Genomic DNA, 24,095 nt, shown 5'->3' with positions numbered 1-24,095 from the left:
CATGCCCCGGTGCACACGCCTGCTTACGTCGTTAGAGGTTTACCGCAACCCGATGACCTTCAATGACTGCACTGTGTGAACGCCTCGGCGACAGGGCATCACCAATTCGATAGACCTCGAAGGAACTGCCACGCAGCGTATTCCACAATTCATCCTCCGGCTCCTGCTGCGTCGCGAACACAACCCAGTCCGCCGCCACAGACTCAGGGACTCCAGTGGGATGATGCACCAGTTCGACACTCACAGGACCTTCGCCGTGCACCGCGGTCACCATCAGATCCGTACGCTGAACTATCGACTTCTCATGTGCCCGGCGGTTCCAGCCTTCGAAATCCAAAGTGATACTCAAATCCTGGGCCACGACCATCCCGTTGGTGGCGATCGTGACGGTGCACCCTCGATCTGCCAGGAACTCCGCAACCGACGCGCCCTGATGGAATCCCAGTTCGTCGAACACCAACACCGAACCGGTCGGCAGCACCTTCCCGTCGAGTACGTCGCGCACACCAACCACTCTGCGAAGGTCTCCCGCCCACGTAGGGCGCACTGGCTTTGCTCCCGTAGCCACAACCACCACATCGGGGGCCAACTCGATCAGCCTCTCCGCCGTCACTTCAGTTTCGAGTTCGATAGTGACGCCGTCTCTGCGACATTCGGATTCGAGATTGCAGATCAGATCGCCCAGTTCCCGGCGAGCAGGCATCACGCTGGCAGTACGAATCTGCCCACCGAGAACGGCGTCGCGCTCGAACAGCGTCACCCGATGCCCGCGCTGCGCGGCGGTAGCCGCTGCCTGCAGACCGGCCGGCCCGCCGCCGACAACAACTACGCTGCGACCCTGCAACCGCGGCAGAGGTAAAGCAACGGATTCCCGTCCCGCCCGCGGATTCTCCGTGCAGCCCAACCAACGGTTGAGCCCCATCCGTCCGACGCATTCCTGGTTGCAGGACAGGCAGGTTCGCACCTGCGACGAGTGGCCCGCGCGTGCCTTGTTCACAAAATCCGGGTCTGCGATCTGACCGCGCACTACCCCCACGAGATCGCAGAGCCCCTCGTCCAACGCCTGCTCAGCCTGTTCCGGTGATTTGAATCGGCCGACACCGATCACAGGTAGTGAGACCACTTCCTTGATCGCCGACGGAATGAAGTTCGCGTAACCCTTCGGCACCGCCATCGACGCCTCGATCAAATGCAAAGTCTCTGTGGCCATTCCGATGGCGGTGTTGATGTAGTCGACCTGACCGTCTGCTTCCACCAACTGCGCAGTCATGACCGCGTCAGGCAACTCGATACCGCCCCGGGTTCCTTCGTAACCGCTCAGCCGGACTCCGAGGATTCGATCAGGGCCGATGCCGCGGCGAAGAACGCGCAAGACTTCCAGCAGGAACTGGGCACGGTTCTCGGCAGAACCGCCGTACCGATCCGTGCGTCGGTTTGTCGACGGTGCCAGAAATGCTCGGACAATCGACGACTGCGACGCCTGCAATTCGACGCCGTCGAATCCGCCCGAGATGCAGTTGCGCGCGACCAGCGAAAAACCGTCGAGGATCTCTGCGATGTCGCCGTCGTCAACAGCTTTGGGGACTTCCCGGAACAGTGGATCGGCTATGGCACTGGGCGCCCACAGTGGGAGCCTCGAATACGTTCCGGCGCCCTGTCCCCCATTGTGGTTGACCTGAGCGAGGATCACCGACCCGTGCGCGTGCACGGCATCGGTGATCCGGCGATAACCCTCGACCACCTCGGACCTGTATCCGGCGATCATCTTCTCGTACGGTCGATCCGACGGATGAGTCGAATGTTCCTCACTGATGATCAACCCGGCACCGCCTCGTGCCCTCGCCTCGTAGTACGCGGCATGCTGCGCCGTCGGTAACCCGTTCTCTGCATAGTTCGTCAGGTGCGCAGAGAACACCACCCGGTTACGCAGGGTGAAATCGCGCAGGCGCAGCGGTGTAAAGAGGCGAGGATACGGCGTCATCAGACCTTGGAGTTACCTTGATCAAGAGCGATGTGACTTGCCGTCACGGTGCGTGAACCGTCACCGGCCAACCACACGACGGTATCGGAGATCTCGTCGGGCTCGGCAAAAGCGGTCTCGGTGAGAATGGGGGTGAAGTTCGGGAGATATTGCGGGTAGTTCTGGAACACGGCGAGGGCGCCCTGATCAACGCCCATCGGGGTATTGACCCCGTATGGATGGATGGAGTTGACGCGGATCCTGTACTCCCCCAGTTCCTTTGCCGCCGCCTGAGTGAGACCGACCAAACCGAACTTTGCGCTTCCGTAGTGCGCTTGACCGGGCATCGCCTTAAGTCCGGCGACCGAACTGATCACGACGATCGAACCACCACGGCCACCCTCGATGATGGACGGCACGGCAGCTTTGAGGGTTTTCCACACACCGGTGAGGTTGATGTCGATGAGGGTTTCCCACTGTTCGTCCGACATCTCCCAGAATCGATTCCAGTTGCAGACGCCTGCATTGGCCACCACGATATCGAGTCGACCGAACTGCTCGACACCGTCCTTCACCACAGCGGCAAGCGCGGCACTGTCGCGGACGTCAGCCTCTCGCGCGAGGATCTTGCCGCCCTCGGCTTCGACCAGGCGGACGGTCTCGGCGAAGTCGTCCGAGGTCGCTGCGTCGTACGTGTTGTGCTCGGCGACAGCACTGCAGACGTCGATCGCAATGATCGACGCGCCCTCCCTGGCCAAGCGAATTGCGTGTGAGCGGCCCTGACCACGCGCCGCGCCGGTAATGAATGCAACACGGCCTTCGAGTGAACGTACCTGGGTCATGAGTCGATCCTCTCCACGGAATTGAAACCTGTTCCAGTAGTAAACCCTGCGCGGCGCCCTTCGTGGATGGATTCGAGAACAGTTCTCGGAGCAATCGTGTCGCCGACGGACGCGCGTGCCGAATAAGTGCCCACCGAATAAGTGCCCACCGAATCGTGCAAGGAACTGTCAGGCAATCGAGGCGAGCAGTCGATGACGGTCGCGCACCGGATTTCTGCAGCAACATCCGTGTAGACGTTCTCGATACGCACGCAGCCGTCGACAACCGCACGTACCCGCGAGGAGCAGATACGGTTCACCCCAGCCTGCTGAAGTCTGGTGTTCGCGCCGACAAGGTCGCCACTCATACCCAACCGCGAACCGACGATTGTGTCAGGTGTGACGATCGAGACGTCGAGTCCGCACTCTGCCAACTCCTCCGCAAGCGCAACGGCTACCGGCCCACCCAACGGATCCACAAGAACAACAGGGCCTTTGATCGAATCGCCGCCAAGCTCGAGCGCTCGCGCCGCGTCCATCCAGAGAACGGATGTGTCCACAGAGTACGTCGGCGGCCTGGAAATACTGCCCGACGCGATCACCACACCACCACGGCCTCGAGTGTCGTCGATCCCCGATGAGCTGATTGTGCACTCGGTCAGCATGGTGACACCGCTGCGACGGCATTCGTCCTCGAGCCACTGCGCAAGCAAGAAAAATCGACTGCGCCCCTTCCCCTGCGCAAAGGTTCGGATCATCCCGCCGAACCGCGATGATCGTTCTGTCACGGTGACTGCAGCGCCTCGCCCGGCCAGGATGCGTGCAGCTTCCAATCCCGCAGGTCCGCCCCCGACCACCAGCACCGGGCCGGTAATCGAATCCTGCTCGCGCTCATCAGGATCTGTCGTCTCGAATCCGGCACTCGGATTTCCGACGCACGTCACCACCGGATTACGCGGATCGCGCACAAGGCACGTTTGATTGCACAAGACGCACGGACGTGGCTGATCTCCGCGGGCTGACTTCACCACCAGGTCCGGGTCGGCGATCTGCGCTCGGGTCATTTCCACAAAATCCACGTGCGCGAGCGCATCGTGGGCCTCCGCGATGTCGACGACGCTCCCCTGCAACACAACAGGAACCGAGACTGCGGCCTTGACGATTCGGCACAGTTCACGATTGAAATTCGGTTCTTCGTGGAAGTCCGGGCGATACCCCGCGGCCGAATAGAGACCGCCGCGCACCACAACGAGCAGATCGAGATACCGCTCCAGTTCGCTCGCATGGCCGGCCGCCAGTTCCGGCGTCACACCCGCCCACGGCGCCTGCTCGTCGCACGACAACCGCAGGGAAACAACATGGTTCGCACCGACAGCTTCGCGAACTACCTGCAGGACTTCCCGCAGGAGCGTCAGCCGATCACGTCCGTACCTGTCCTCGCGCGCATTGGTCAGGCCCGAAAGGAACTGCCGCAGAATGCTCCGCGGGCCGGCATCGATCTCGACGCCGTCCATTCCCGAGCTCACGGCAAACGCTGCCGAGGTACGGAAACCTTCGACCACGACATCTATGTCGCTCTCTTCCATCATCATCGGCAACTCGCGTGTCACCGGATCAGCAACCCTCGACGGACCCCACAGAACCGACTGTGAGTAAGCGCTCGATCCCTGCATTCCCGTGTGCCCCAGCCCCGCGAGAACCAAAGTTCCATGCGGCGCGCATGCCGAGGAGATCGCTTGCCAACCCGGCCCACACCGTGATGCCAGCGGTGCCCGCTCGTAGGGCCAGTCGTTCTCCAGAACCGACGCCGTTTCTGTGACGACGATTCCGGCACCGCCCTCGGCGCGGCGCTGGTAGTACGCACGGTGCCGATCCGAGAAGGCTCTCCCCACACCAAGATTGGTCTCGTGTGGACCGAAAACAACCCTGGACCGGACAAGGCGTCCGGCCAGGGTTGTGTGTTCGTGAAGGCTCAACTCACAGCTCGATCAGAGCCAGAGGTTCAGTTCGCGCCCAGCGTGCGGGTGAAGCCTTCCGGAATCACCAGGTCGTCCTTGCTGAGCTCGGTGATGGACGAGTGGCCCAGACCCATGAGTCCCGAGTCGATGCCCATACGCATGAGGTCGAGAACGTTCTCCACACCGGCCTGGCCGTTTGCCGAGAGGCCCCACAGGTACGCGCGACCGAGCATGACTGCCTTAGCACCGAGGGCAAGGGCCTTGACGACGTCGCCGCCGCGTCGGATGCCGCCGTCGAGAACAACCTCCACCTGATCGCCCACAGCTTCGGCGATACCCGGGAGCACGCGGATCGGCGCCGGAGTGCCGTCGAGGTTGTTACCACCGTGGTTGGAGACGGAGATCGCGGAGACACCGGCGTCGACCGCACGCTTGGCGTCGTCGATACGCATGATGCCCTTGAGCATGAAAGGGCCACCCCACTGCTCACGCAGCCACGCGATGTCTTCCCACGTCGGGAGCGGAGTCTGCATCCATTCGCCGTACGCGCCGAAGAACGTCGGTGCCGGCTGACCGGGAGCCGCGAGGTTGGGTGTTGTCAGGTCCGGAATCTTGCCGGTCTTGGCGAACTCCAACAACCACTTCGGGCGCATGATGCCTTCGGGAGCGAACTGGAACATCGCCTTGAGGTCCATCTTCTCAGGGATGGACGGGCTGCCCCAGTCGCGGCCGTACGAGAAGGACCAGTCGGTGGTGATGATCAGGCCCTTGGCACCGGCAGCGCGAGCGCGCTCCATACGCTGAAGGAGCACGTCGCGGCTGCCGACCCAGTACATCTGGAAGAACACCTGCGGGTTGGCCGCAGCGACCTCTTCGATGGACTTGCTGGCAAAAGAACTCAGGCCGATGGCCGTTCCCCGCGCCGCAGCGGCCCGTGCAACCGCCACCTCACCGTCGGGGTGCACTGCCTGCACACCGGTCGGCGAGATCATCACCGGAAGCGAAATGTCCTGCCCCATAATGGTGGTGGCCATGTTCCGCTCGTTCGGCAATCCGGCCGCATGCGGAGCGAAACCCAGTTCGCTGTATGCCGCGACATTGTCGTCGACAGTCAGACCCTTTTCGGATCCGGCCACCAGCGCCGCATACACGGACTTGGGCAACCTCTTCTGCGCACGTCGCTGTGCTTCAGCGACGGTCTCGAAGAATGCGTTCTTTGCCATCAATCAAACCTCTCGTATCGCAAGTAGCCAGAAAAGCTACTTACATTCCCGCTAGCGGGTTTTCGTCACAAATCTTGGCGGGGGGACGCATCATCAGTGTCAAGGGCACCGATGCACGTGGGGTTTTACGTTGACCCGATCGTGAGTGGTCGACACTGGACTTGGGGATCTCTCCCGCGCCGGCCAACGCCATTTCACCGTTTCCGATGACACACTCGGGATCAGGCCCGTCCATCGGCAGTCCGGTGAAGAACTTGGCTGCCATGCAACCGCCGCGGCACGAGTCGTAGTGGTTGCACTTGCTGCAGGCGCCACCGGTCTGCGGCGAACGCAGCTCCTGGAACAGGTCGGAGTGCTGCCAGACATGCTGGAAGCCACCGTCTTTCACGATGTTTCCGGCGAGGAACTGATCGTGAATCGCGAACGGGCATGCGTAGACGTCGCCGACCGGGTCGATCAGGCACACCACGCGGCCCGCGCCGCACAGATTCAAACCGGGCAGTGCATCGCCGAACGCGGAGAGGTGGAAGAAGGAGTCGCCCGTCAGGACGCCCTCACCGTTGGCGACCAGCCAGTTGTAGAGCTCACGCTGCTGCTCGGGACGCGGATGCAGATCGTCCCACACGTCGGCGCCGCGACCCGAAGGACGCAGGCGCGTGATGCGCAGGGTCGCGTCGTACTTGTCCGCGAGAGCCTTGAACTCGTCGAGCTGAGTGACGTTGTGCCGCGTGACGACCACCGAGATCTTGGCGTCCTTGAAGCCGGCTTCCTTCAGGTTGGCAAGCGCACGCTCTGCCATCGCGAACGAACCCGGTCCGCGCACAGCATCATTGACCTCAGCGGTGGCGCCGTCGATGGAGATTTGCACGTCGACGTAGTCGCTGGCCGCAAGGCGTGCCGCGACCTTCTTGTCGATCTTCACGCCGTTGGTGGAGAACTTCACACCAACCTGGTGGTCCGTCGCGTAGTCGACGAGCTCCCAGAAGTCGGAGCGCACGGTCGGCTCGCCGCCACCGATGTTGACGTAGAAAACCTGCATACGCTGCAGCTCGTCGATGATGGCCTTGCACTGCTCGGTGCTCAGCTCGTTGGGGTCGCGGCGGCCCGACGACGACAGGCAGTGCACGCAGGACAGGTTGCAGGCGTAGGTGAGTTCCCACGTCAGACAGATCGGGGCGTCGAGACCGAGTTCGAACTGGTCGACGAGGCGACCCACCGGAGCGGGCGGGGAGGGCTGTTCAAGAACTGAGGTCATGGCTGTGTCCTCGCAAAGAAATGAAGCGGGCGAACGTGCAGAGGGCTGTTCCGCACGTGGGAGCGAGCGAGCGACTCAGACAGGCACAATCATGTGCGAATCTGCGAGAGTGCTCAGCGCGCGGGCATATTGGGGAGCCGCGTCATCTTCGATGCCTTGCGCACGCAGTGCGGACCGGACATCAGGATGGTCTGGCAACGCCTTGACCACCGCAACGATGGTCGTGTTCTTCAGGAACGAGAGCTTGCGCGTTCCGAAGTGGTAGAGCAACGCCCCGAAAGGTTCGGGGCGAAGCGCTACCTGCGGGTGGAGTTTCCACCCCGCATCGAGATTCAAAGCAGGCACGGTCAGTACACGCCGCACATGCCGTCGATCGAAACCTCTTCGACCAGCGATTCTTCGATGAGGTCGTTGTCGAGTGCCTTATTGTCACGATCGGACATGGATTCCTCCTGAATCTGTGGTCACGAGTGGGACTTCACTGTGACTCGGTTCACCACTGTAATGGCATCGAGTGCAGAATGACAGACTGGGAGCAGAAAAAGAATGCGAAGCCGCAGAAACCCGTCCGCTCGGATAGGTCGTCGCCCCTCCACTACCAGGGAGGGGATCAGTACGATCGGCATCGAACTCTTTTCCACACTCGGCTTCAACGAGGTCAGTGTCGACCAGATAGCCGACGCCGCCGGGATCGCTCGCCGGACGTTCTTCCGCTACTTTCCGTCCAAGAACGCCGTGCCATGGGGCGACTTCGACGGTCACCTGGCTCAGATGCGTGAACACTTCAATTCGCTACCCGCGGACATGCCGCTTGTCGACGCCCTCGAATCCGCGCTGCTGACATTCAACACGTTTCCCCCGGAAGAGACTGCTGTGCACCGTAACCGGATGGAACTCATCCTCACCGTGCCCACACTTCAGGCATACTCGGTGGTGATGTACGAAGGCTGGCGCCAGGTTGTCGCCGAGTACGCTGCCAAGCGAATGAACCTCGAACCGACCGATCACGGCCCGCGGACCGTGGGCTACCTTCTGCTCGGTGTCGCGATGGCCGCCTACGAACAGTGGCTCACCGACGACGCACTGGAACTACCCGAACTTCTGCGAACCGGAACGCAGTCCTTGCGGACCGGCATCAGCATCTGAGGAAGGCCCACCATGTCAGCACCCGCCGCACCGGTCATGGATTCACTTGCGCCCTCGACACCCGGGCGATGGTCGTTCGGCCACGTCACGGTCGAGCGGGTGGCATCGGGTCCGCTCACTCTGGACCGTGGTGACGGCACACTTCTGGTGCGGCATTCCCTGACCGCGGACGACCTCAGCGAACGCCTCGTCGCGGGCGTGACCGCTTCGATCCAGGATGCCGACTTCGGGCAGGACGAATTCGAACTCACGATGGTGGGACTGGTTCGCTCCACCGTCGACGGCGCCCTCGAATCATGGACCACGTACTACCGGAACTCACTGCGCGAACTCCTGGACGGCAGCGCCGATTTCGCGCCCATCCACGAGAAGGCGCACGAACTCGTACGCGGCTCCGTCCTCGACCTCGGGTCGTGTTTCGGATTCCTGCCGTTGCGCCTTGCCGGCGCCGGCATGGACGTCACTGCGACGGATATCCTGCCCGGAACCATGATCCTGCTCGACGCGGTTGCCCCCGAACTGGGCATCACGATCAACACACTGATCTGCGACGCCGGCGAGGTACCCGCACCCGACAAGAGTGCGGATACCGTCACGGCAATCCATCTGCTCGAACATGTCGATAATGCCGTGGGAGAGAAGGTGATCGCGCAGGCCATGCGGATCGCCCGAGAACGCGTTGTGATCGCCGTCCCGTTCGAGGACGAGGCAACGGCCTGCCACGGGCACATCCGCACCTTCGACCTCGAATCACTGCGCGCCGTTGGCGAGAAGACCGGCGCGGCGTTCGAGGTGTTCGAGCATCACGGTGGATGGTTGATACTCGACGCTCGGTAGGTGCTAGACGGCATCTTCCTTCAGGGTATGCGCCACTAGAGCATTGGCATGTCCGTGCCCCAGCCCGTGCTCGGACTTCAGCCAGGTAACCAGTTCCATGTGCTTTGTCAGGTCGGAACTGCGAATCAGTTCCTGCCACTCACTGATCGGCCGTCCGTACTTCTTCTCGATCGACGGAAAATACGACGCTGGGCCTTTCACCGGTTCTGTCATGACCCGGAATCTACCGCCACCATGCGCGCGTCGAGCGTCATTTACGACGATCTTGTGAGGTGCGTCGTCATCGTGTAATTCTTGCTCGGCCCGGTCACCGTCCACTCGACGGACCACACAGCCTGCGAATCTGCTGAGCCTTCCTCGATGTCGATGTCGATGCGGCCGCGGTACGTATCTGCGCCGCACAGATGCTCGACGTCGTCCCCGGGCGCCCAGTCGTGAAACTCTCGACCGTCCTCGAAGGTGACCGTCCAATCGCCGTCATGCTGCTCGATGAACAGCGTGCGGAACACGGGCAACTCCAGGTCCCCGTCGAACAAGGTCCCGCTTTCGTACCAGCGAAGTCGGCCGTCACCGGAATCTTCGATGGTGGTTTTTCCCGCGACGCGTTTTGTCGCTTCTGCACGGCGGTCGACGATCCTTCGTTCGAAGTTCCACTCCCCTACCAGGGCGTTTGGATCGAGGTGTTTGTCGTTGACCATCTGCCGATTCTAGTGGCTCGGTAGGTGGCGTATGTTCCGAGTACAGGCCTACCCGCAGGAGATCCAGAAGAACATGAACGATTCTGCCACCCTTCACCATCGCTCCGTCTACGCCGAAGATCTTCGGATCGGCCAGATCATGGAGTTGAATTCGCACACGGTCTCAGAGCAGGAAATTGTCGATTTTGCGAGGCAATGGGACCCGCAGTGGTTCCACACCGACAAAGAGGCTGCCGAATCCGGCGTGTTCGGCGGCTTGATCGGCAGCGGAGTGCATACCTTGGCCATTTGCCAGAAACTTGTGGTCGCAAGCATTTACGACCGATGGAACGTCATTGCCGGCAAGTCCATGCGCGAAGTGCAATTCCTCCGCCCACTCCGCCCCGGCGACACTTTGAGCGGCACGCTCACCGTAGACAATGTGGTACTCGACAAACGCTCGCGTGGCTTGGTGACGACAACTGCCAAATTAGTTGACGCGCAGGGTAATCGCATGTTCCAAGTTGTCACCGACGCGTATCTCCACTGCCGGCCGACCTCGTGACCGAGCATCTACATTCGGATGTCTCGGCGTGCAAACGCAGCAATCGCCGACGCACCGAGAGCTAGTGCCAGAGCGGTCAACACAACCAGCGGCATCGCCGTTACCGCTTCGGCGGGCGCAGTGGGAACGTGCGTGAACGGTGACAGGTCCAGGACTACCTGGGGCAGCTTGAACAACACGCCGAACTGCCCGAGAACGATGCAGGCCGCAAAAATACTCCAGGACAGCGACGACGCAATCGCCGGAAACAGTCCGAAAACGAGAGCCACGACTGCGAGAACGACCAGCACTGCAGGTAGATAGGCCAGTGCCGCGCCCGTCATCCGCACAGTGTTGCCCGCGATGTCGTCGGTAACCAGACCGAACGCGAACCCGGTGAACGCCCCCGCAAGAATGTGCGCGAGCACCACCCCGCCCACGACGGTGCTCACGTGCGAAAGCATCCACTTCCAGCGCGGAAGAGCCGTGGACAACAGTGGTTCCAACCTTCCGGAGGACTCTTCTCCGTGCATGCGGAGAATGCTCTGAACCGCATATGCCGCAATGACTATCGACAGGAACCCCAACGCGGTAGCCAGGTAGGCATCGACCAATACGGCTGATCCCCCACCAAGCTGCTCGAACAGGTCAGCAGTCTGCTGCGACGAACCCACCAACTCGTCGATCTCGTTTCCGACTGCCCCGTAAGAGAATCCGAGAATGACTACCGAGAAGAGCCACCAGAACATCGTCACTCTCTGCATGCGCCACGCCAGACCCCAAGCAGACGGCAACCAGCGCGTCGCAACCGGTGGCCCCGGCCTCGGCTGGACCAGCCCCGCTCCCTGGTCACGATGGCCGATGAGCATGTAGGCAATCGCAATGTGGACGGCGGCAAAACCGAAGAGCAACAGCAGTATCCACCAGGCATTATCGTCGAACGGTCGTATCTGCTGCGCCCACCCGATCGGCGAGAGCCACGACATCCATCCACTGACCACGCGGGTACCGTCGTCGACCACAGTGCTGTCGACGTCGCCGATCGCCCGCAGCATGAACGCAACTCCGATGGCCGCGCCCGCAATACCGTTGGCGGTGCGAGCGCCGTCGGTGATTTGAGCCGCCACAGCCGCAACGCCGGCAAACGCGATACCGGTGCCGCCGATCGACGCTCCCAGTGCCAGCGAACCGTCCGCCGGAAACCCGATGGCCACCAGTCCGACTGCACTGGCAAGAGCCAGAACGATATTCGCACCGATCGTGACAGCAAGCGCCGACGTCAACAGTGCGCGCCTACCGACAACCGCCGCACCGATCATCTCGGCGCGTCCGGTCTCCTCGTTCTGCCTGGTGTGGCGCACCACCGCCAGCGTGCTCATCAACGCCGCGGCCAACGCAAACACCAGAACGCTCTGGCTGGCGACGATCGCGCCCTCGGAGTACCCCGACACGATGCCGTTGGTTGCCAGCGCCACCGGCGAGACCGCGGATCCGACTGCAACGGAACGTAATTCCTCCGGAGTGCTGTAGAGACCACCGACACTGGCAGCGACGAAGACCAGAAACACGGTCAGCGATATCAGCCACACCGGGAGCTGAATCCGATCACGTCGCAACGCAAGCCGAATCAACCGCGATGTTCCGGTGAACTGGGTTCCTTCGTGAACGTCGACCGGGCTGGTCGTGGCAGTCACGGCCGCGCCCCCGATTCCGCTCGCAGATGCTCCGAACTCTCCTTCGCTCGCTCGTCCCCGTAGTGACGCAGGAACAGTTCCTCGAGAGTGGGTGGCGTGGACGTCAGTGCCACGATCCCGAAGCTGACCAGATGTTCCATCAGTGGGCCGAGCCGAACACTGTCGACCTCGCACTTCGCGTGGTCACCGTCGACGAGCACGTCGTACGTACCTTCGAAGGCGTCCAGGCCGGTGACCGGTGTCCGCGTCGTGACAGACACCGAGGTCCGGGTCAGATGCCGCAGTTCCGACAGCGTTCCGGACTCCACCGTTCGCCCTTCGCGGATGATACTGACTCGATCGCACAGCGCTTCCACCTCTGCCAGAATGTGACTCGACAGCAGTACCGTTTTCCCGGCATCGGCCAACTCGTGCACACAGTCCTGGAAAACCGCCTCCATCAACGGGTCGAGACCGGACGTAGGTTCGTCGAGAACATAGAGTTCGACATCCGAAGCGAACGCGGCAACGAGCGCCACTTTCTGCCGGTTACCTTTCGAGTACGTTCTCGCCTTCTTTCTGGGGTCGAGCTCGAAACGATCGAGTAACTCTGCGCGCGTGGACACATCGATCCCGCCTCGCAAGCCGGCGAGCAAGTCGATGGCCTCACCCCCGGTCAAATTCGGCCACAGATTCACCTCGCCCGGCACGTATGCCAGACGCCGATGCAGGGCGACGGAATCACGCCACGGATCGCCGCCGAGGACCGTTGTCTCGCCCGAATCCGAACGCAGCAGGCCGAGCAGTACCCGAATGGTGGTCGACTTGCCCGAACCGTTCGGCCCGAGAAATCCGTGAATCTCGCCTTCGGAAACCTCGAGATCCAAGCCATCCAACGCTCGGGTCGGCCCGAACGTCTTGACCAGGTCTTTTACCGAAACCGCGGCACCCATAAATTCGACCGTACGCTGATTTCACAAATGTGTGAAGATAGAAAAACGTAAAGATCGGACACTCCCCCCAATGACAGACATGACCGACATGACCGACCGATATGAACCGACCGACCATCCCGACGAGAGCCGGCAGTTGGTCGAGCGCCTCTCGCTGGTGCTGATCAACATGGGCTTCCCGCCCATGCCCGCGCGCGTCTGGGCGGCTTTGATGACCAGCAACCAGCAGTCGTCAACTCCCGGCGATCTCGGTGAGGCGCTCGGCGTGAGCCCGGCAGCCATTTCCGGCGCGGTGCGATACCTACTACAGGTCAGTTTGATCGAACGCGTCGCCGTTCCGGGATCGAGGCGTCAGCACTACCGCGTCAGCGTAGACCTGTGGGCCGACGCATTTGTCACCAAACAGTCTGCGCTGTACCAGGTATCGGAAGTGGCAGCAGACGGCATTCGCGTTCTCGGTGAAGGCACCCGCGGCGGCAACCGGATGACCGACCTTCGTGACTTCTTCGACTTCATGGCCGCGGAGATACCGCGGATGCTGGCCGACTGGCGAGCAACTCGCGTCTAGATCAATCCCTGTTTGCTGGCCGCGTACACTGCCTCGGCACGCCGACTCACCTCGAGTTTACGCATGATGTTGCTGACGTGGAACTTCACCGTCGTGGGTGAGATGAACAATCTCTCACCGATCCTGATGTTGGACAACCCGTTTGCGAGCAACCGCAGGACTTCGAGTTCGCGATCCGTCAATCGGTCCTTGGTTGTGGACTGGCCGTTCAACGAGCGCACCACCGCGGAGGCACTACGCGAGTCGAACGCACTCTCACCACGGGAGACCGCCCGAATTGCACGAACCAGTTCTGTGGTGTCGACGTCTTTCACTACGTATCCACGAGCTCCCGCATGCACAGCCCGAACCACCAGTTGGTCGTCGAGAAATGTTGTGAGTACCAGTAATCCGAGTTTCGGATGCGCCACGGACAACTGCGAGCACAGCGTCAATCCCTCGTAGTCCGAACTTGCCGAGAGCTTGAGGTCCATGAGGACGATGTCGGGGCTCACCCGATCGACAACCGACAATGCCTCCGGCAATGACGATGCCTCGCCGACAATGCGCAGGTCGTTCTCCCGCTCGAGCACCGACCGCAGTCCTTGCCGCAGTATCGCGTGATCATCGACGAGCACGATACGAACAACGCGACTCTCGGTGGGCCTCGACGGATCTCTGGGCCCGACGTGGCCGGCGGAGACGGGGCGTGCTGTAGTCATCATTCCTCGATCTCGGTTGTGGGACAGGTATCTTCGCTGTCGGGCTCGGTCGCACCGGCAAGTGGCACCCGAACCAACACTTGGACTCCCCCGATCCTCGCGCGACGAACATCGAGCGTGCCACCCAATTCGCGTGCCCGGGACTGCATGTTGGCCAAGCCCCTGTGCCGCCCGTCGAGATCGTTGCTCGCCGCAAGCTTGAGGATCAATCGCATCCGCGCTGGGTCTCCGTCACCGTCGTCCGAGATGGACAAGACGACGGTATCCGTGCGATAGGTCAACCGAAGAACCGCCCGAGTGGCGTGGGCGTGAACGGCCGCGTTGAAGAGTGCTTCACCCGCGATCCGTAGCAATGCATGTTCGGTGCCACCGGGAAGCTCGGCCGGCGTGCCCCCGACTCGGAGACTTACGGCCAATTCGTCGGGCATGTGGACCACGCTGAGCTGCTCGAGCATCTCCGGCAACGACGTCCGGTCTTCGTCCGACGAGTGGTTGAGCGCGTAGATCGCCGAGCGCAGTTGCTCCACTGCCCGCCTGGTCAGATCCTTTGCCAGATCCAGTCTTTCACTTCGCTCGGCGTCGGGAATGTCACTGCGACACACTTCGATCTGCATACCCGCCGACAGCACCGCCTGGGTCACGCTGTCGTGCAGCTCACGGGCGATGCGGTGGCGTTCGTCGTCGACGACCTGGTGCCGGTGCGCCACCCCGAGTTGACGTTGTGTCGACTCCAGCTCGCTGTTTCGCACCGCCAGATCGGCGGCAGTTCGATTGGCCTCGGCAAATGCCTCTTCGGCACGCGTCAACAGAAGTTGCCCACGCTGATACAAAGCCGAATTCTGCAGCGCAACAGCCGTTTGACTGGCCAAGATGCTGAGAACGGCGCCATCCGTGGAATCGAGAGTGCGATTCTGCGGAGTCCACGCTGCAAAGGCGCCGACAACACCACCCCCGAGCACGATCGGCACAAACGCGTAATGCGGATCGACCACGGAATTCGATTCGATACTGCCGCACCGAATGTCGTTGAGGCAATCCACCACGTCATCCGGCAGCGGCGGACCCTCGACGTTGTCGACCAGGAACGGAGTGGCGTCCGGGCCGAGAACCAATCGTCGCGGCCCCGCGTCGGGCAAGGTGCCATCGGCGAGCGCAAAGACCACCCACTGCGCACTCAAATGAGCACGCGCCGCCTCGGCAACAGCACAGACCAATGTCTCCGGTCCGTCGACTGTTCGAACCAGCGCCCGCGAAATCAACTCCAACGCATGCACGACGCGCTCGAGCCGTTCGGCAGCGCCGCGGTACTGCGGATAGAAAGTGCTCTTCCCCGAACGCAATCCGGTGAGCCTGGACAGGTCTGCGGTCATGATCTCGCCCGATTCACAGTGCGCTCCGGAACAAGGCCACCATCTGTTCCTGTGTGGCTTCACGCGGATTGGTGGACATGCACGCATCACGCAGTGCAAAACTTGCCAAGCGGCTCAAGTCTTCTTCCCGAACACCCAATTCCGCCAAACCCTTCGGGACACCGACCTCACGGGCAAGCCGCTCGACGCGATCCGCCACAGCCAACGCGGCTTCTTGCGCACTGCCACGTTGCTCCGGAAGGTTCAGCGCCGCAGCAATTGCCACGAACGGTGCCGCGTCGGTCGTGGAATTGAAGCGAATGACGTGCGGAAGCAAGATCCCGTTGATGACGCCATGAGGGAGATCGAGCATGCCGCCCACTTGATGACTCATCGCATGAGCCGCGCCGAGAATCGCGTTGGTGAAGGCAAGTCCAGCTTCGAGACTCGCCTGAGCCATGACGGATCGGGCTTCCATTTCCATCGGCTCGTGAATCGTGCGCACCAGATTCTCGGTGACCAAGCCGACTGCCCGCAGTGCGTGATGATCCGTGAGCGGATTGTGGGCGAGCGATACAAAAGCCTCGATACCGTGCGTCAACGCATCCAATCCGGTTGCGGCATTGAGCCACTCGGGCATCGTTGTCAGCAAGCGTGGATCGATGACCGTGACATCGGGAACCAACGCTCGCCCGATGATCGTGATCTTCGTGCCCCGGGCAGTGTCCGTGACGATGCAGAACTGAGAAACATCTGCTCCCGTACCCGACGTGGTCGGGACCATCACCAGGGGCGGAATCGGCTTGGTCGCCTGATCGACACCCTCGTAGTCGAGGATGTTTCCGCCGTTTGCGGCCAGAACCGCAACACCCTTTGCCGCATCGATGACAGACCCACCGCCGAGCGCGATGATGACGTCGCACTCGCCCTCCTGGTACACCTCGAAGCCGGCCGCGATCTCGTAGTCCTTGGGGTTGGGAGTCAGTCCCGCCCAGACCGTCGGCTGCAGCCCCTGCTCGGCCAAGTGCGCCTCGAGTTCACTGACCCATCCCGATTCGACCAGGCCGGGATCGGTAACGAGAAAGGGGCGAGAACCGCCGAATCGGAGAGTTGCGTGAGCGGCTTCGACCAGGGAACCGATGCCGAACACAATTTCCGGAGCGTGGAACTTGACCAATCTGGCAGCAGTGTCTCGGCGGTGCTCACCTGCGTCATGACGGTGCTCACCTGCGTCACGACGGTGTTCACCTGCGTCAACGACATCCGGAACATCCACCGACACGGCTCCCACTCTCCTCTCACCCGGCGCCGAGTCTGTGATCCACTTAACAAGCGCCGGTTCCGAGACTACGCGGGCATCGACGGACACACACCCGCCCAAGGAGAGGTGAATACCTACCCGATCGGGTAGGTGCTGTGTTTACGCCTCGGCCGCGCCTCCACGGAGGTCCTTACTCGTGACGACGACGATCCCGTCTGCCGATAACCACGAACACGATGCCGGCGAGCAAGCCGACCACGGTCGGTCCGAGGACCAAACCCGAATACAACCACGGGGCAGGCTCTGCGGGGAACAGGTCCATGAAACCGGGTCCGGTGAAACCAGGCTCGGGATCAAAGTATGCGCCGCCCGTGAGGATGTGCGGCGATGCCAACGACTGCCACCACCACTGGAACACTCCCAAGGCAACAAGTCCGCATACCGCGCCGAGTACCGTCAGCAGCAGTACCGGTTTCCAGCGCAGGGTCGACTTCTCTGCCTTCGTCACGGTCATGGATGTCAGTACATCACCACTCTCGGATTACTTGTCACACCTCAGCGAAGGGCGTGGCCAAGTTCCGCAGCCTTGGTCATCAGCTGCGCGGCATCGCGAGCCACCACCACCTCGTCACAGATCTTCGAGTACTCCGGCATCGCACACGAAGCCTGGTTCCAGTATCGCTGCGGTTCCGGCGTGATCCAGGCCAAGCGATGAACCTTGCGTCGTAGTTCTTCGAGCTTCTCCACCTGCGGAGGTAATCCGTTGCATCGCCCGTCACCGACAATGATGACGGACGTTCGTGAGTTCAAGGCGTTGCCGTGCTCGTCCAGCAATTCGGTGAGCACCCGCCCGTAATCACTGCTGGCTTCCAGGTCCAAACCTGGATGCGCCAGGACCGCGGCCAGAGCGCCGTCACCACTGCTGGCGAGCAGGGTGTCCGTGACGTCGACGGGTCGATCGACAAAGGCCAGTACCTCACAGCGGTCGGCACGGCGATGCATTGCCTGGGCCAGCCTCAAGGTGAACGCGGTGACGGGCCTGACCGACAGCGAGACGTCCGCGATCAACAACAGCCGAACGCGTTCGGGGCGAGGCGCTTTCACCACAAGATGGAAGGGAATGCCGTCGGTCCGCAAACTCGACCGTACCGTCCGCCGCATGTCGAGACGTCCGCGAGAGCGTTCGCGCGGGCGCGGCCTCGACGGTCCTCGCATCCGGCGCAACACCTCGTGGCACGCAAGTTCGACGTCGTTGCGAGAGGGACCGGCAGCCGGTTCACTGTCGGGCGCATCGGGAGCGGACTCCGCGAGGGCAGCGGCGGAGAGCGCCTGAACAAACGCTTCGACAGCTTCGACCAGACGATTCAACTGCGCCTGCGTCAGCGGTCCGTCATCGGAAACGTCTGCGTAAGCCTTGCTGGGATCGTACGCGTCGAGCCACGCGAGAATCGACGTCGGATCATCCCAGGACAACGAACCCACCACAGCTGCAGCAACACTCGTACTGAGGTCGCCGACTACGGCCGACGACGCTCTGTCCACGTCCACTGTGTAGCTGACTCCCCGTCGACCCGTCTCGGAACCGGTATCCACCGACAGTTCGGCATCACTCGACGTCATCGACACATCGTCGTCGTCCTTGTGCGGATTGAATCCCTTCTCCGCCTCCGGAGTATCGAAGTAGTCACCCACCTCGGCGGCACGCTCGTTGTACTCCGCGTAGCGGCCGACTTCCTGGTCCTCGTCGATACCGAGTGCGGTGGGCAGACCGTCGGCCACTTCCGCTCTGGAGGCGATCCGTTCTGCCTTCTTGGCGTCTCGTATCGGGCGGAACAACGCGTCGAACGCCCGATCGAAGCCCGGTTGCTCGTGAGAATACTTGGCGCACACCGAACGTAGGCAGGCCCGCAAGACATCACGATCCGACGCCCCGACCATCGCCAGCACCCGCCGAACCTCGATGACCTCGGCCGGGGACGCCGACACTCCGGCCGCCCTCAGCAATCTGCCGAAGCTCGCCGACACCACGTCGAGGACAAACGACGGCTTTTCGGCAGCACTGAGCATCGTCATCGCGACGAGCGGAGTCCGCCGCCACCACGGACCCCTTGTTGATGTGAATCCCGCCCGCCGGTCCCCCGGAATACCGCTGTCGTCGTGTTCGCGGGCTTGCTTGCGACAGTGGCACGTTCGACTGGCTCCACGCCGTTACGCGACGGCGACTCCAGTACTTTGCCGTCGAATCGTTCCTTCGCAAGCGTCACATCCGACGAGTACTTGAGCAGCGCTGCCAGCAGGATGTCGCGCACCGTGGCGTCCGACGACGCACCTAATCCACTGGCCGCGAGAACCGTCGCCGCCCTTGCCGCGTCGATCACCTCGGAGATCGACGGGCTCTTTCGCAGCGGAAGGTCACGCAGGATTCGTGCCAGTTCGACGACCTCGGAGGCGGTGGCTTGATCGACCTCGGGCGCGCGGGCGGTGACGATTTCACGCTCGCGCTCGGACGTCGGGTAGCCGAGATGGTAGTGCAAGCACCGACGCTTGAGCGCCGGAGACAGTTCACGAGTGTCGTTGGACGTCAAGATGACCCAGGGCTGCGACCGGGCCACGAATGTACCGACCTCGGGAATGGTGATTTGCTGCTCGGCCAGAATTTCCAGGAGAAGCGCCTCCATGGATTCCTCGGTGCGGTCCACTTCATCGACCAGAAGCACGACCGGTTCCGGTGACAGAATCGCCTCGAGCAACGGCCTGACCGACAAGAAGTTCTCGGAGTACAAACCGAAATCTTGATCTGCCAGGAACTTCGACGCATCGGTGACACTGTCGAACTCGGCGACCTGATCGCTGATCCGGTCGCGCAGCATCTGCACGTGCAGGAGTTGCTTGGCGTAGTCCCATTCGTAGAGTGCCCGATTGTCGTCCAAGCCTTCGTAGCACTGCAATCGCACGAGCTTGCGTCCACCGATCGCGGCCAGCGATTTCGCGAGTTCCGTCTTGCCGACTCCGGCCGGACCTTCGAGCAGGAGCGGACGCCCCAATGCCGTCGCAAGATGAACTACCACCGCGAACTCGTCGTCGGCGATGTAGTCCTGCTCGCGCAGCGCATCTTTCACTTCGACGCCGGTGGAGAAAGTGCGATTGGACATTGAACACCTTTCATAGGGGGCAAAGCCCCACGTGCGCCTTTCTGGTAGCGCGGGCTACCGGAAAGGCGCACGGGGCCGAAGGCCCTGTCAGAAGTACGACTTGTTGATCGCGTGATCGACAACCGGGATCATCGACTCCACGGTGACCTCACGGGGATTGCCCGGGGTGCACCAGTCGTCCTGAATGTGCTCGGAGATGGCGCGCACAGTCTTCTCGTCACCCTTGATGACATCACCACGACCCTCGTACTTCTTGGTGTTCATCTGGTTCTTCGCGTACGAATCGGTGCGCACCTGACCGAAGTTGTCGGGGATTCCGACGTCCTTGGCCAAACGGATTGCAGCCTCGACGGCAGCGTCGGCGGCCTGCACCGTCGTGAGGTTGCGGGTGTCGACACCGAGAGCACCGGCCAACTGGGCGTAACGCTCGTAGCGCGAGGGCAGGTTGTACTCCCACACCCGAGGCAGCGCGATGGCGTTGTTCAGGCCGTGGTGGCTGTCGAAGAAAGCGCTCACCGCGTGGGAGATCGAGTGAACGATTCCGAGTCCGCCGGAGTTGAAGGCCTGGCCGGCAATGTACTGCGCGTTCATCATTCCCTCGCGGGCCTTGAGGTTCCGCGGCTCGAAGACAGCCTCGCGCAGGTTCTTCGCGACCAACTCGACCGAGTAGATCGCGTTACCGAGGGACGGCGCAAAATCGAGACGAGACACGAAAGGCTCACTGCCATGGGCAAGTACGTCGAATCCGCAGTAGGCCGTGAAGTGCTGCGGGCAGGTGTAGTAGAGCAGCGGGTCGTCGACCGCGAGAGTCACGATGGTCGCCTCGTCGAAGCCCACCCACTTGTGCGGGTTGTTCATGTCCGACGTGTCGGTGATGACGTACGCCCACGACGTCTCGGAACCCGTACCGGCCGTGGTGGATACGGCGATGTGCGGCGGGTTCTCCTTGTTCGTGGACTTGGCAAATCCCTCGAACTCGTTGATGTTGCGACCGTCGTGCGCGATCACGACGCGGGCACCCTTGGCGGCGTCGTGGCTCGAGCCACCACCGATCGAGATGATCGAGTCGCACTTCTCTTTCTGGTAGAGCGCCGCGGCCTCCATGACGTTGTAGTCCTTGGGGTTGGACTCCACCTTGTCGTAGAGAACCACCTCGACGCCCTGGTACTCGATCTTGCCGATCAGTTCCTCGATGATTCCCGAGCCGCGCAGACCTGTCGTCATCAACAAGGTGCGCTTGAACCCGAGGTTCTTGGCTTCGACTCCGATGATGTCGTGAGCGCCCACACCCATGAGCGCGCGGGGGAATGGATGAAATTCCTTGATCGGGAAGTCCCAGATCTGATTGAGCTCGATAGCCATCTTCTTTGCTCCTCGCGAATGCGTGACTGTGACGGTGGGAGTGATAGAAAGCCGCTTGGTTGTGATCGGCATCTCATCTGCACTTCACTGTGGACCGGCCGACAGTCCGAACCGAAGAGTTCGCTGCGATTACCGCCCGGACGCCGTCACCGAACCGCCCGTTCGGGCAGGTCGTGACCGCCCCGGCCCGCCAGGCAGGGACCATCGAGAACGGTCTGATTCCCGCTGATCGGGAACGTTTTGCCGCGCGGCTAGGATCCCCAGTAGCTTTTCATCACTGCTAGCATTGAACTAGAACATGTTCTACCTGCAGCATTTCACTGACCTGCGCTTTACCCAGCTTCTCGAGAGGACTTGCTTCGCGATGACGACAGTCGAGGTACCGCACAGCTCGCGATCGGCGGTACTCACCGTGTCCGGAGTCGTGGAAGAGACTTCGGACGCCCGATCGCTGGTGTTCGACATCCCCGCAGACCTGAAGGGCAAGTTCGACTACAAGCCCGGACAGTTCCTCACCCTGCGCATCCCCAGCGACCAGACCGGGTCCGTTGCCCGGTGCTACTCCCTGGCCAGCTCGCCGTTCACCGACGACGCCCCGAAGGTGACCGTCAAGCGAACCGTCGACGGCTACGGCTCCAACTGGCTGTGCGACAAGGTCCAGGTCGGCGACACCATCGAAGTGCTGCCGCCCTCCGGTGTGTTCACCCCCAAGTCGCTCGATCACGATTTTCTTCTCTTCGGCGCGGGCAGCGGCATCACCCCGGTGATCTCGATCCTCAAGTCCGCTCTCACCCAGGGCAGCGGCAACGTTGTCCTCGTGTACGCCAACCGCGACGAGAAGTCCGTCATCTTCGGTGCAGAGCTTCGCGAACTCGCAACGAAGTACGCCGGTCGCCTGACCGTCATCCACTGGATCGAATCGGTCCAGGGACTCCCGGTCGTATCGCAGCTGGCAACGCTGGCCAAGCCGTTTGTCGCGTACGAAGCCTTCATGTGTGGCCCCGGCCCCTTCATGGACGCCGTGCACAACGCACTCGCCGAAGCCGGCATGCCCCGCACACAGGTCCACGCCGAGGTCTTCAACTCACTCGCCGGCGACCCGTTCAAGGACGTCGAGCTCGCCGAGGTCACCGACGAGGAAGCTGCCGACGCCGCCACGGTCGAGGTCGAACTGGACGGCGAAACCCACACACTCGTCTGGCCCCGCAAGCAGACCCTCGTCGACATCATGCTCGCCAAGGGCCTCGACGTGCCGTACTCCTGCCAGGAAGGCGAATGCGGCTCTTGCGCCTGCACCGTCACCGAAGGTGAAGTGCAGATGGACAACTCCGAGATCCTCGACGCCGAGGACATCGCAAACGGATACATCCTGGGCTGCCAGGCCAAGCCTGTCTCCGACAGCCTCAAGATCGAGTTCTGACACCGGATTCTTCGATACTGTTCGGCCCCTGATTCCCTTCGGATTCGGGGGCCGAACCGTTTTCCCCGGACGCTGAAGTTTCCCCGAACACTGTGTCCGGGCGTGGCCGCATCTGCAACAAAGCAACAATCGCCAGGGAGCTGACCAGGATGAAGCCCTCCCGCAAGATCACCCCGACCGGCACGAGCAGCGGCGACGCATCCATCAACTGCTGTCCCATACTCGGTCCGCAATAGATCACCACCAGAGCCGCAACGAAAACCGCGACGCCCCGACGCGAACGCAGCCGGAACAGTATCGTGACCGCCGCCGGGATCAGGTACACCCAGTGATGAATCCAGCTGATCGGCGACAGAATCGGCGCGCTCAACCCGATCACCAGCGCCGCGTCGACACTACGGCCGTCGAGATATATCCGCCTCGCGATCCACAGTGCCGCTACACCGACCAGCACGATCAACGGCATCACCACCGCATCCGTCCAGGAACCCAGCGCCGCCAGAGTGCCCTGCAGCGAGCCGTTGCCCGAACTGGCAATCGCCTCGCCCGTAAGATCCACGCGGCCGCTCAAACTCCATACGACTTCGGTCCAGAAGGTTCTGCTCAGCGCCGGATCGACCAGTGCGGTAGCAACAGTGGCAGCGGCCGCACCCACCGAACTCCAGATCGCCAGTCGCCATTGCCGGGTCACCACGAAGTAGACGATGAACAACCCCGGAGTCAGCTTGATCGCGGTCGCAACGCCGATCAACAGTCCACGCGGGAAATACCGGCCGAGTATCGAAGTGTCGCGTCGGGTGATGTCGAACAGCACCAGTGCCATCAACAACAGATTCACCTGACCGAACGAGATGTGCGCGCTGACCGTCGGTGTCACCGACACTCCCATCAGAAGTGCCGCCACGACCAACGGACGCAAGCGAACCCACCTCGGAGTGAACCGCGCAACCGTCCACGCCACCAGCAGAATGCACAGAAGCGACCACAGAAGGTACGAAGTCCACCAGTCGAAAAACGCTGTCGGCCACAACAACAACACCGCAAACGGCGTGTAGGTGAACGGCATTCCCTCGGGCTCGATCATCGGACCGAACAAGTTCCCGGCATAGATGTCGCCGCCACTGGCAAACTTCTCGACTGCGTAGCGATAGACGAGGAAATCGACAGGTTCGACAGCGCGCACGACGTACACCAGATATGCCAACACCACGCAAGCTGCCGTAAGCATCGACGCG

General features: G+C 62.0%; 24 protein-coding genes. 5 read left to right on the top strand and 19 right to left on the bottom strand.

What is annotated here, in order from left to right; genetic code table 11:
- Nucleotides 1-31: 31 nt before the first annotated feature.
- The 7 genes from V2B23_RS22185 to mftA all read right to left on the bottom strand — a co-directional run bounded on the left by V2B23_RS22185 (nt 32) and on the right by mftA (nt 7,660).
- Complete coding sequence (locus tag V2B23_RS22185; RefSeq protein ID WP_430952294.1) at nt 32-1,981, bottom strand: mycofactocin system FadH/OYE family oxidoreductase 2; 1,950 nt, start codon at nt 1,979-1,981, stop codon at nt 32-34.
- A complete protein-coding gene (locus V2B23_RS22180; protein ID WP_092801761.1) occupies nt 1,981-2,802 on the bottom strand; it encodes a mycofactocin-coupled SDR family oxidoreductase in 822 nt (273 codons plus the stop codon). The genes V2B23_RS22185 and V2B23_RS22180 overlap by 1 nt, the downstream gene beginning before the upstream one ends.
- The gene (locus tag V2B23_RS22175) at nt 2,799-4,757 is read right to left on the bottom strand and encodes a mycofactocin system FadH/OYE family oxidoreductase 1 (protein WP_430952293.1); all 1,959 of its coding nucleotides are present in this window, start codon (nt 4,755-4,757) and stop codon (nt 2,799-2,801) included. Before V2B23_RS22175 ends, V2B23_RS22180 begins: the two co-directional genes overlap by 4 nt.
- A gap of 26 nt (nt 4,758-4,783) precedes the next feature.
- On the bottom strand, nt 4,784-5,962 hold the full coding sequence (gene mftD, locus V2B23_RS22170) for a pre-mycofactocin synthase MftD (protein ID WP_430952292.1): 1,179 nt from the start codon (nt 5,960-5,962) through the stop codon (nt 4,784-4,786).
- A 40-nt stretch (nt 5,963-6,002) separates the two neighbouring features.
- Nucleotides 6,003-7,217 (bottom strand): mycofactocin radical SAM maturase, encoded by a 1,215-nt coding sequence (gene mftC / locus V2B23_RS22165; protein WP_430952291.1) that lies wholly within the window; start codon nt 7,215-7,217, stop codon nt 6,003-6,005.
- A gap of 75 nt (nt 7,218-7,292) precedes the next feature.
- Entirely contained in the window at nt 7,293-7,580 is a 288-nt protein-coding gene (gene mftB / locus V2B23_RS22160; RefSeq protein WP_033236400.1) for a mycofactocin biosynthesis chaperone MftB, read from the bottom strand.
- The gene (gene mftA / locus V2B23_RS22155; RefSeq protein ID WP_072782308.1) at nt 7,565-7,660 is read right to left on the bottom strand and encodes a mycofactocin precursor MftA; all 96 of its coding nucleotides are present in this window, start codon (nt 7,658-7,660) and stop codon (nt 7,565-7,567) included. The genes mftB and mftA overlap by 16 nt, the downstream gene beginning before the upstream one ends.
- A gap of 103 nt (nt 7,661-7,763) precedes the next feature.
- Between mftA and mftR the strand changes: the two genes are divergently transcribed.
- Nucleotides 7,764-8,363 carry a mycofactocin system transcriptional regulator gene (gene mftR / locus V2B23_RS22150; protein ID WP_430952290.1) on the top strand — a complete coding sequence of 200 codons (600 nt, stop codon included), beginning with the start codon at nt 7,764-7,766 and terminating at the stop codon, nt 8,361-8,363.
- A gap of 12 nt (nt 8,364-8,375) precedes the next feature.
- On the top strand, nt 8,376-9,200 hold the full coding sequence (mftM, locus tag V2B23_RS22145; RefSeq protein ID WP_430952289.1) for a mycofactocin oligosaccharide methyltransferase MftM: 825 nt from the start codon (nt 8,376-8,378) through the stop codon (nt 9,198-9,200).
- Nucleotides 9,201-9,203: 3 nt separating this feature from the next.
- On the opposite strand, the gene V2B23_RS22140 is transcribed toward mftM, so the two are convergent.
- Nucleotides 9,204-9,413: a DUF4287 domain-containing protein gene (locus V2B23_RS22140; protein ID WP_430952288.1), complete on the bottom strand. Its 210-nt coding sequence runs from the start codon at nt 9,411-9,413 to the stop codon at nt 9,204-9,206.
- Nucleotides 9,414-9,454: 41 nt separating this feature from the next.
- A complete protein-coding gene (locus V2B23_RS22135) occupies nt 9,455-9,898 on the bottom strand; it encodes a DUF6314 family protein (RefSeq protein ID WP_430952287.1) in 444 nt (147 codons plus the stop codon).
- A gap of 73 nt (nt 9,899-9,971) precedes the next feature.
- Here V2B23_RS22135 and V2B23_RS22130 point away from each other — a divergent pair, with 73 nt between their 5' ends.
- Nucleotides 9,972-10,442 (top strand): MaoC/PaaZ C-terminal domain-containing protein, encoded by a 471-nt coding sequence (locus V2B23_RS22130; RefSeq protein WP_430952338.1) that lies wholly within the window; start codon nt 9,972-9,974, stop codon nt 10,440-10,442.
- Between the two features lie 8 nt (nt 10,443-10,450).
- Here V2B23_RS22130 and V2B23_RS22125 read toward each other — a convergent pair whose 3' ends face one another.
- Both V2B23_RS22125 and V2B23_RS22120 read right to left on the bottom strand, forming a co-directional pair.
- Complete coding sequence (locus V2B23_RS22125) at nt 10,451-12,115, bottom strand: ABC transporter permease (protein WP_430952286.1); 1,665 nt, start codon at nt 12,113-12,115, stop codon at nt 10,451-10,453.
- Nucleotides 12,112-13,047, bottom strand: a complete 936-nt coding sequence (locus V2B23_RS22120) for an ATP-binding cassette domain-containing protein (RefSeq protein ID WP_430952285.1) — start codon at nt 13,045-13,047, stop codon at nt 12,112-12,114. Before V2B23_RS22120 ends, V2B23_RS22125 begins: the two co-directional genes overlap by 4 nt.
- A 70-nt stretch (nt 13,048-13,117) precedes the next feature.
- On the opposite strand from V2B23_RS22120, the gene V2B23_RS22115 reads away from it, so the two are divergent.
- Nucleotides 13,118-13,615 (top strand): GbsR/MarR family transcriptional regulator, encoded by a 498-nt coding sequence (locus V2B23_RS22115; protein ID WP_430952284.1) that lies wholly within the window; start codon nt 13,118-13,120, stop codon nt 13,613-13,615.
- Here the strand turns inward: V2B23_RS22115 and V2B23_RS22110 are convergent.
- From V2B23_RS22110 to mdo, 7 genes are all read right to left on the bottom strand, one after another.
- The gene (locus V2B23_RS22110) at nt 13,612-14,316 is read right to left on the bottom strand and encodes a MadR family response regulator transcription factor (RefSeq protein WP_430952283.1); all 705 of its coding nucleotides are present in this window, start codon (nt 14,314-14,316) and stop codon (nt 13,612-13,614) included. The two genes, V2B23_RS22115 and V2B23_RS22110, sit on opposite strands and share 4 nt — an antisense overlap.
- Nucleotides 14,316-15,686, bottom strand: a complete 1,371-nt coding sequence (locus tag V2B23_RS22105) for a MadS family sensor histidine kinase (protein ID WP_430952282.1) — start codon at nt 15,684-15,686, stop codon at nt 14,316-14,318. The genes V2B23_RS22110 and V2B23_RS22105 overlap by 1 nt, the downstream gene beginning before the upstream one ends.
- Nucleotides 15,687-15,699: 13 nt before the next feature.
- The gene (locus V2B23_RS22100) at nt 15,700-16,842 is read right to left on the bottom strand and encodes an iron-containing alcohol dehydrogenase (protein ID WP_430952337.1); all 1,143 of its coding nucleotides are present in this window, start codon (nt 16,840-16,842) and stop codon (nt 15,700-15,702) included.
- 274 nt (nt 16,843-17,116) lie between these two features.
- The gene (locus V2B23_RS22095) at nt 17,117-17,440 is read right to left on the bottom strand and encodes a hypothetical protein (RefSeq protein WP_430952281.1); all 324 of its coding nucleotides are present in this window, start codon (nt 17,438-17,440) and stop codon (nt 17,117-17,119) included.
- Between the two features lie 41 nt (nt 17,441-17,481).
- Nucleotides 17,482-18,999, bottom strand: a complete 1,518-nt coding sequence (gene madC / locus V2B23_RS22090) for a MadC family VWA domain-containing protein (RefSeq protein ID WP_430952280.1) — start codon at nt 18,997-18,999, stop codon at nt 17,482-17,484.
- Nucleotides 18,996-20,078, bottom strand: a complete 1,083-nt coding sequence (locus V2B23_RS22085; RefSeq protein WP_430952279.1) for a MadB family AAA-type ATPase — start codon at nt 20,076-20,078, stop codon at nt 18,996-18,998. The genes madC and V2B23_RS22085 overlap by 4 nt, the downstream gene beginning before the upstream one ends.
- 87 nt (nt 20,079-20,165) lie before the next feature.
- Nucleotides 20,166-21,440: an NDMA-dependent methanol dehydrogenase gene (gene mdo / locus V2B23_RS22080; RefSeq protein ID WP_033236488.1), complete on the bottom strand. Its 1,275-nt coding sequence runs from the start codon at nt 21,438-21,440 to the stop codon at nt 20,166-20,168.
- A gap of 364 nt (nt 21,441-21,804) precedes the next feature.
- On the opposite strand from mdo, the gene V2B23_RS22075 reads away from it, so the two are divergent.
- Nucleotides 21,805-22,860, top strand: a complete 1,056-nt coding sequence (locus V2B23_RS22075; protein ID WP_430952278.1) for a 2Fe-2S iron-sulfur cluster-binding protein — start codon at nt 21,805-21,807, stop codon at nt 22,858-22,860.
- Here V2B23_RS22075 and V2B23_RS22070 read toward each other — a convergent pair.
- Nucleotides 22,844-24,088 carry a glycosyltransferase family 87 protein gene (locus V2B23_RS22070; protein ID WP_430952277.1) on the bottom strand — a complete coding sequence of 415 codons (1,245 nt, stop codon included), beginning with the start codon at nt 24,086-24,088 and terminating at the stop codon, nt 22,844-22,846. The genes V2B23_RS22075 and V2B23_RS22070 overlap by 17 nt on opposite strands.
- Nucleotides 24,089-24,095 lie beyond the last annotated feature (7 nt).

Origin of the sequence: Rhodococcus sp. 24CO, assembly GCF_050586165.1 — a bacterium.
Classification (GTDB): domain Bacteria; phylum Actinomycetota; class Actinomycetes; order Mycobacteriales; family Mycobacteriaceae; genus Rhodococcus_F.
Note: the sequence above shows the minus strand (reverse complement) of the source record. Positions and strands in the feature narration are given on the sequence as shown.

Bases quoted from the DNA above. Each gene is read 5' to 3' on its own strand.
- madC (WP_430952280.1), bottom strand. From the start codon at position 18,999: ATGACGATGCTCAGTGCTGCCGAAAAGCCGTCGTTTGTCCTCGACGTG.
- mdo (WP_033236488.1), bottom strand. From the start codon at position 21,440: ATGGCTATCGAGCTCAATCAGATCTGGGACTTCCCGATCAAGGAATTT.
- V2B23_RS22115 (WP_430952284.1), top strand. From the start codon at position 13,118: ATGACAGACATGACCGACATGACCGACCGATATGAACCGACCGACCAT.
- mftD (WP_430952292.1), bottom strand. From the start codon at position 5,962: ATGGCAAAGAACGCATTCTTCGAGACCGTCGCTGAAGCACAGCGACGT.
- V2B23_RS22140 (WP_430952288.1), bottom strand. From the start codon at position 9,413: ATGACAGAACCGGTGAAAGGCCCAGCGTCGTATTTTCCGTCGATCGAG.
- V2B23_RS22075 (WP_430952278.1), top strand. From the start codon at position 21,805: ATGACGACAGTCGAGGTACCGCACAGCTCGCGATCGGCGGTACTCACC.
- mftM (WP_430952289.1), top strand. From the start codon at position 8,376: ATGTCAGCACCCGCCGCACCGGTCATGGATTCACTTGCGCCCTCGACA.
- mftR (WP_430952290.1), top strand. From the start codon at position 7,764: ATGCGAAGCCGCAGAAACCCGTCCGCTCGGATAGGTCGTCGCCCCTCC.
- V2B23_RS22085 (WP_430952279.1), bottom strand. From the start codon at position 20,078: ATGTCCAATCGCACTTTCTCCACCGGCGTCGAAGTGAAAGATGCGCTG.
- V2B23_RS22180 (WP_092801761.1), bottom strand. From the start codon at position 2,802: ATGACCCAGGTACGTTCACTCGAAGGCCGTGTTGCATTCATTACCGGC.
- V2B23_RS22130 (WP_430952338.1), top strand. From the start codon at position 9,972: ATGAACGATTCTGCCACCCTTCACCATCGCTCCGTCTACGCCGAAGAT.
- V2B23_RS22135 (WP_430952287.1), bottom strand. From the start codon at position 9,898: ATGGTCAACGACAAACACCTCGATCCAAACGCCCTGGTAGGGGAGTGG.
- V2B23_RS22120 (WP_430952285.1), bottom strand. From the start codon at position 13,047: ATGGGTGCCGCGGTTTCGGTAAAAGACCTGGTCAAGACGTTCGGGCCG.
- V2B23_RS22095 (WP_430952281.1), bottom strand. From the start codon at position 17,440: ATGACCGTGACGAAGGCAGAGAAGTCGACCCTGCGCTGGAAACCGGTA.
- mftC (WP_430952291.1), bottom strand. From the start codon at position 7,217: ATGACCTCAGTTCTTGAACAGCCCTCCCCGCCCGCTCCGGTGGGTCGC.
- V2B23_RS22185 (WP_430952294.1), bottom strand. From the start codon at position 1,981: ATGACGCCGTATCCTCGCCTCTTTACACCGCTGCGCCTGCGCGATTTC.
- mftA (WP_072782308.1), bottom strand. From the start codon at position 7,660: ATGTCCGATCGTGACAATAAGGCACTCGACAACGACCTCATCGAAGAA.
- V2B23_RS22105 (WP_430952282.1), bottom strand. From the start codon at position 15,686: ATGACCGCAGACCTGTCCAGGCTCACCGGATTGCGTTCGGGGAAGAGC.
- V2B23_RS22110 (WP_430952283.1), bottom strand. From the start codon at position 14,316: ATGACTACAGCACGCCCCGTCTCCGCCGGCCACGTCGGGCCCAGAGAT.
- V2B23_RS22070 (WP_430952277.1), bottom strand. From the start codon at position 24,088: ATGCTTACGGCAGCTTGCGTGGTGTTGGCATATCTGGTGTACGTCGTG.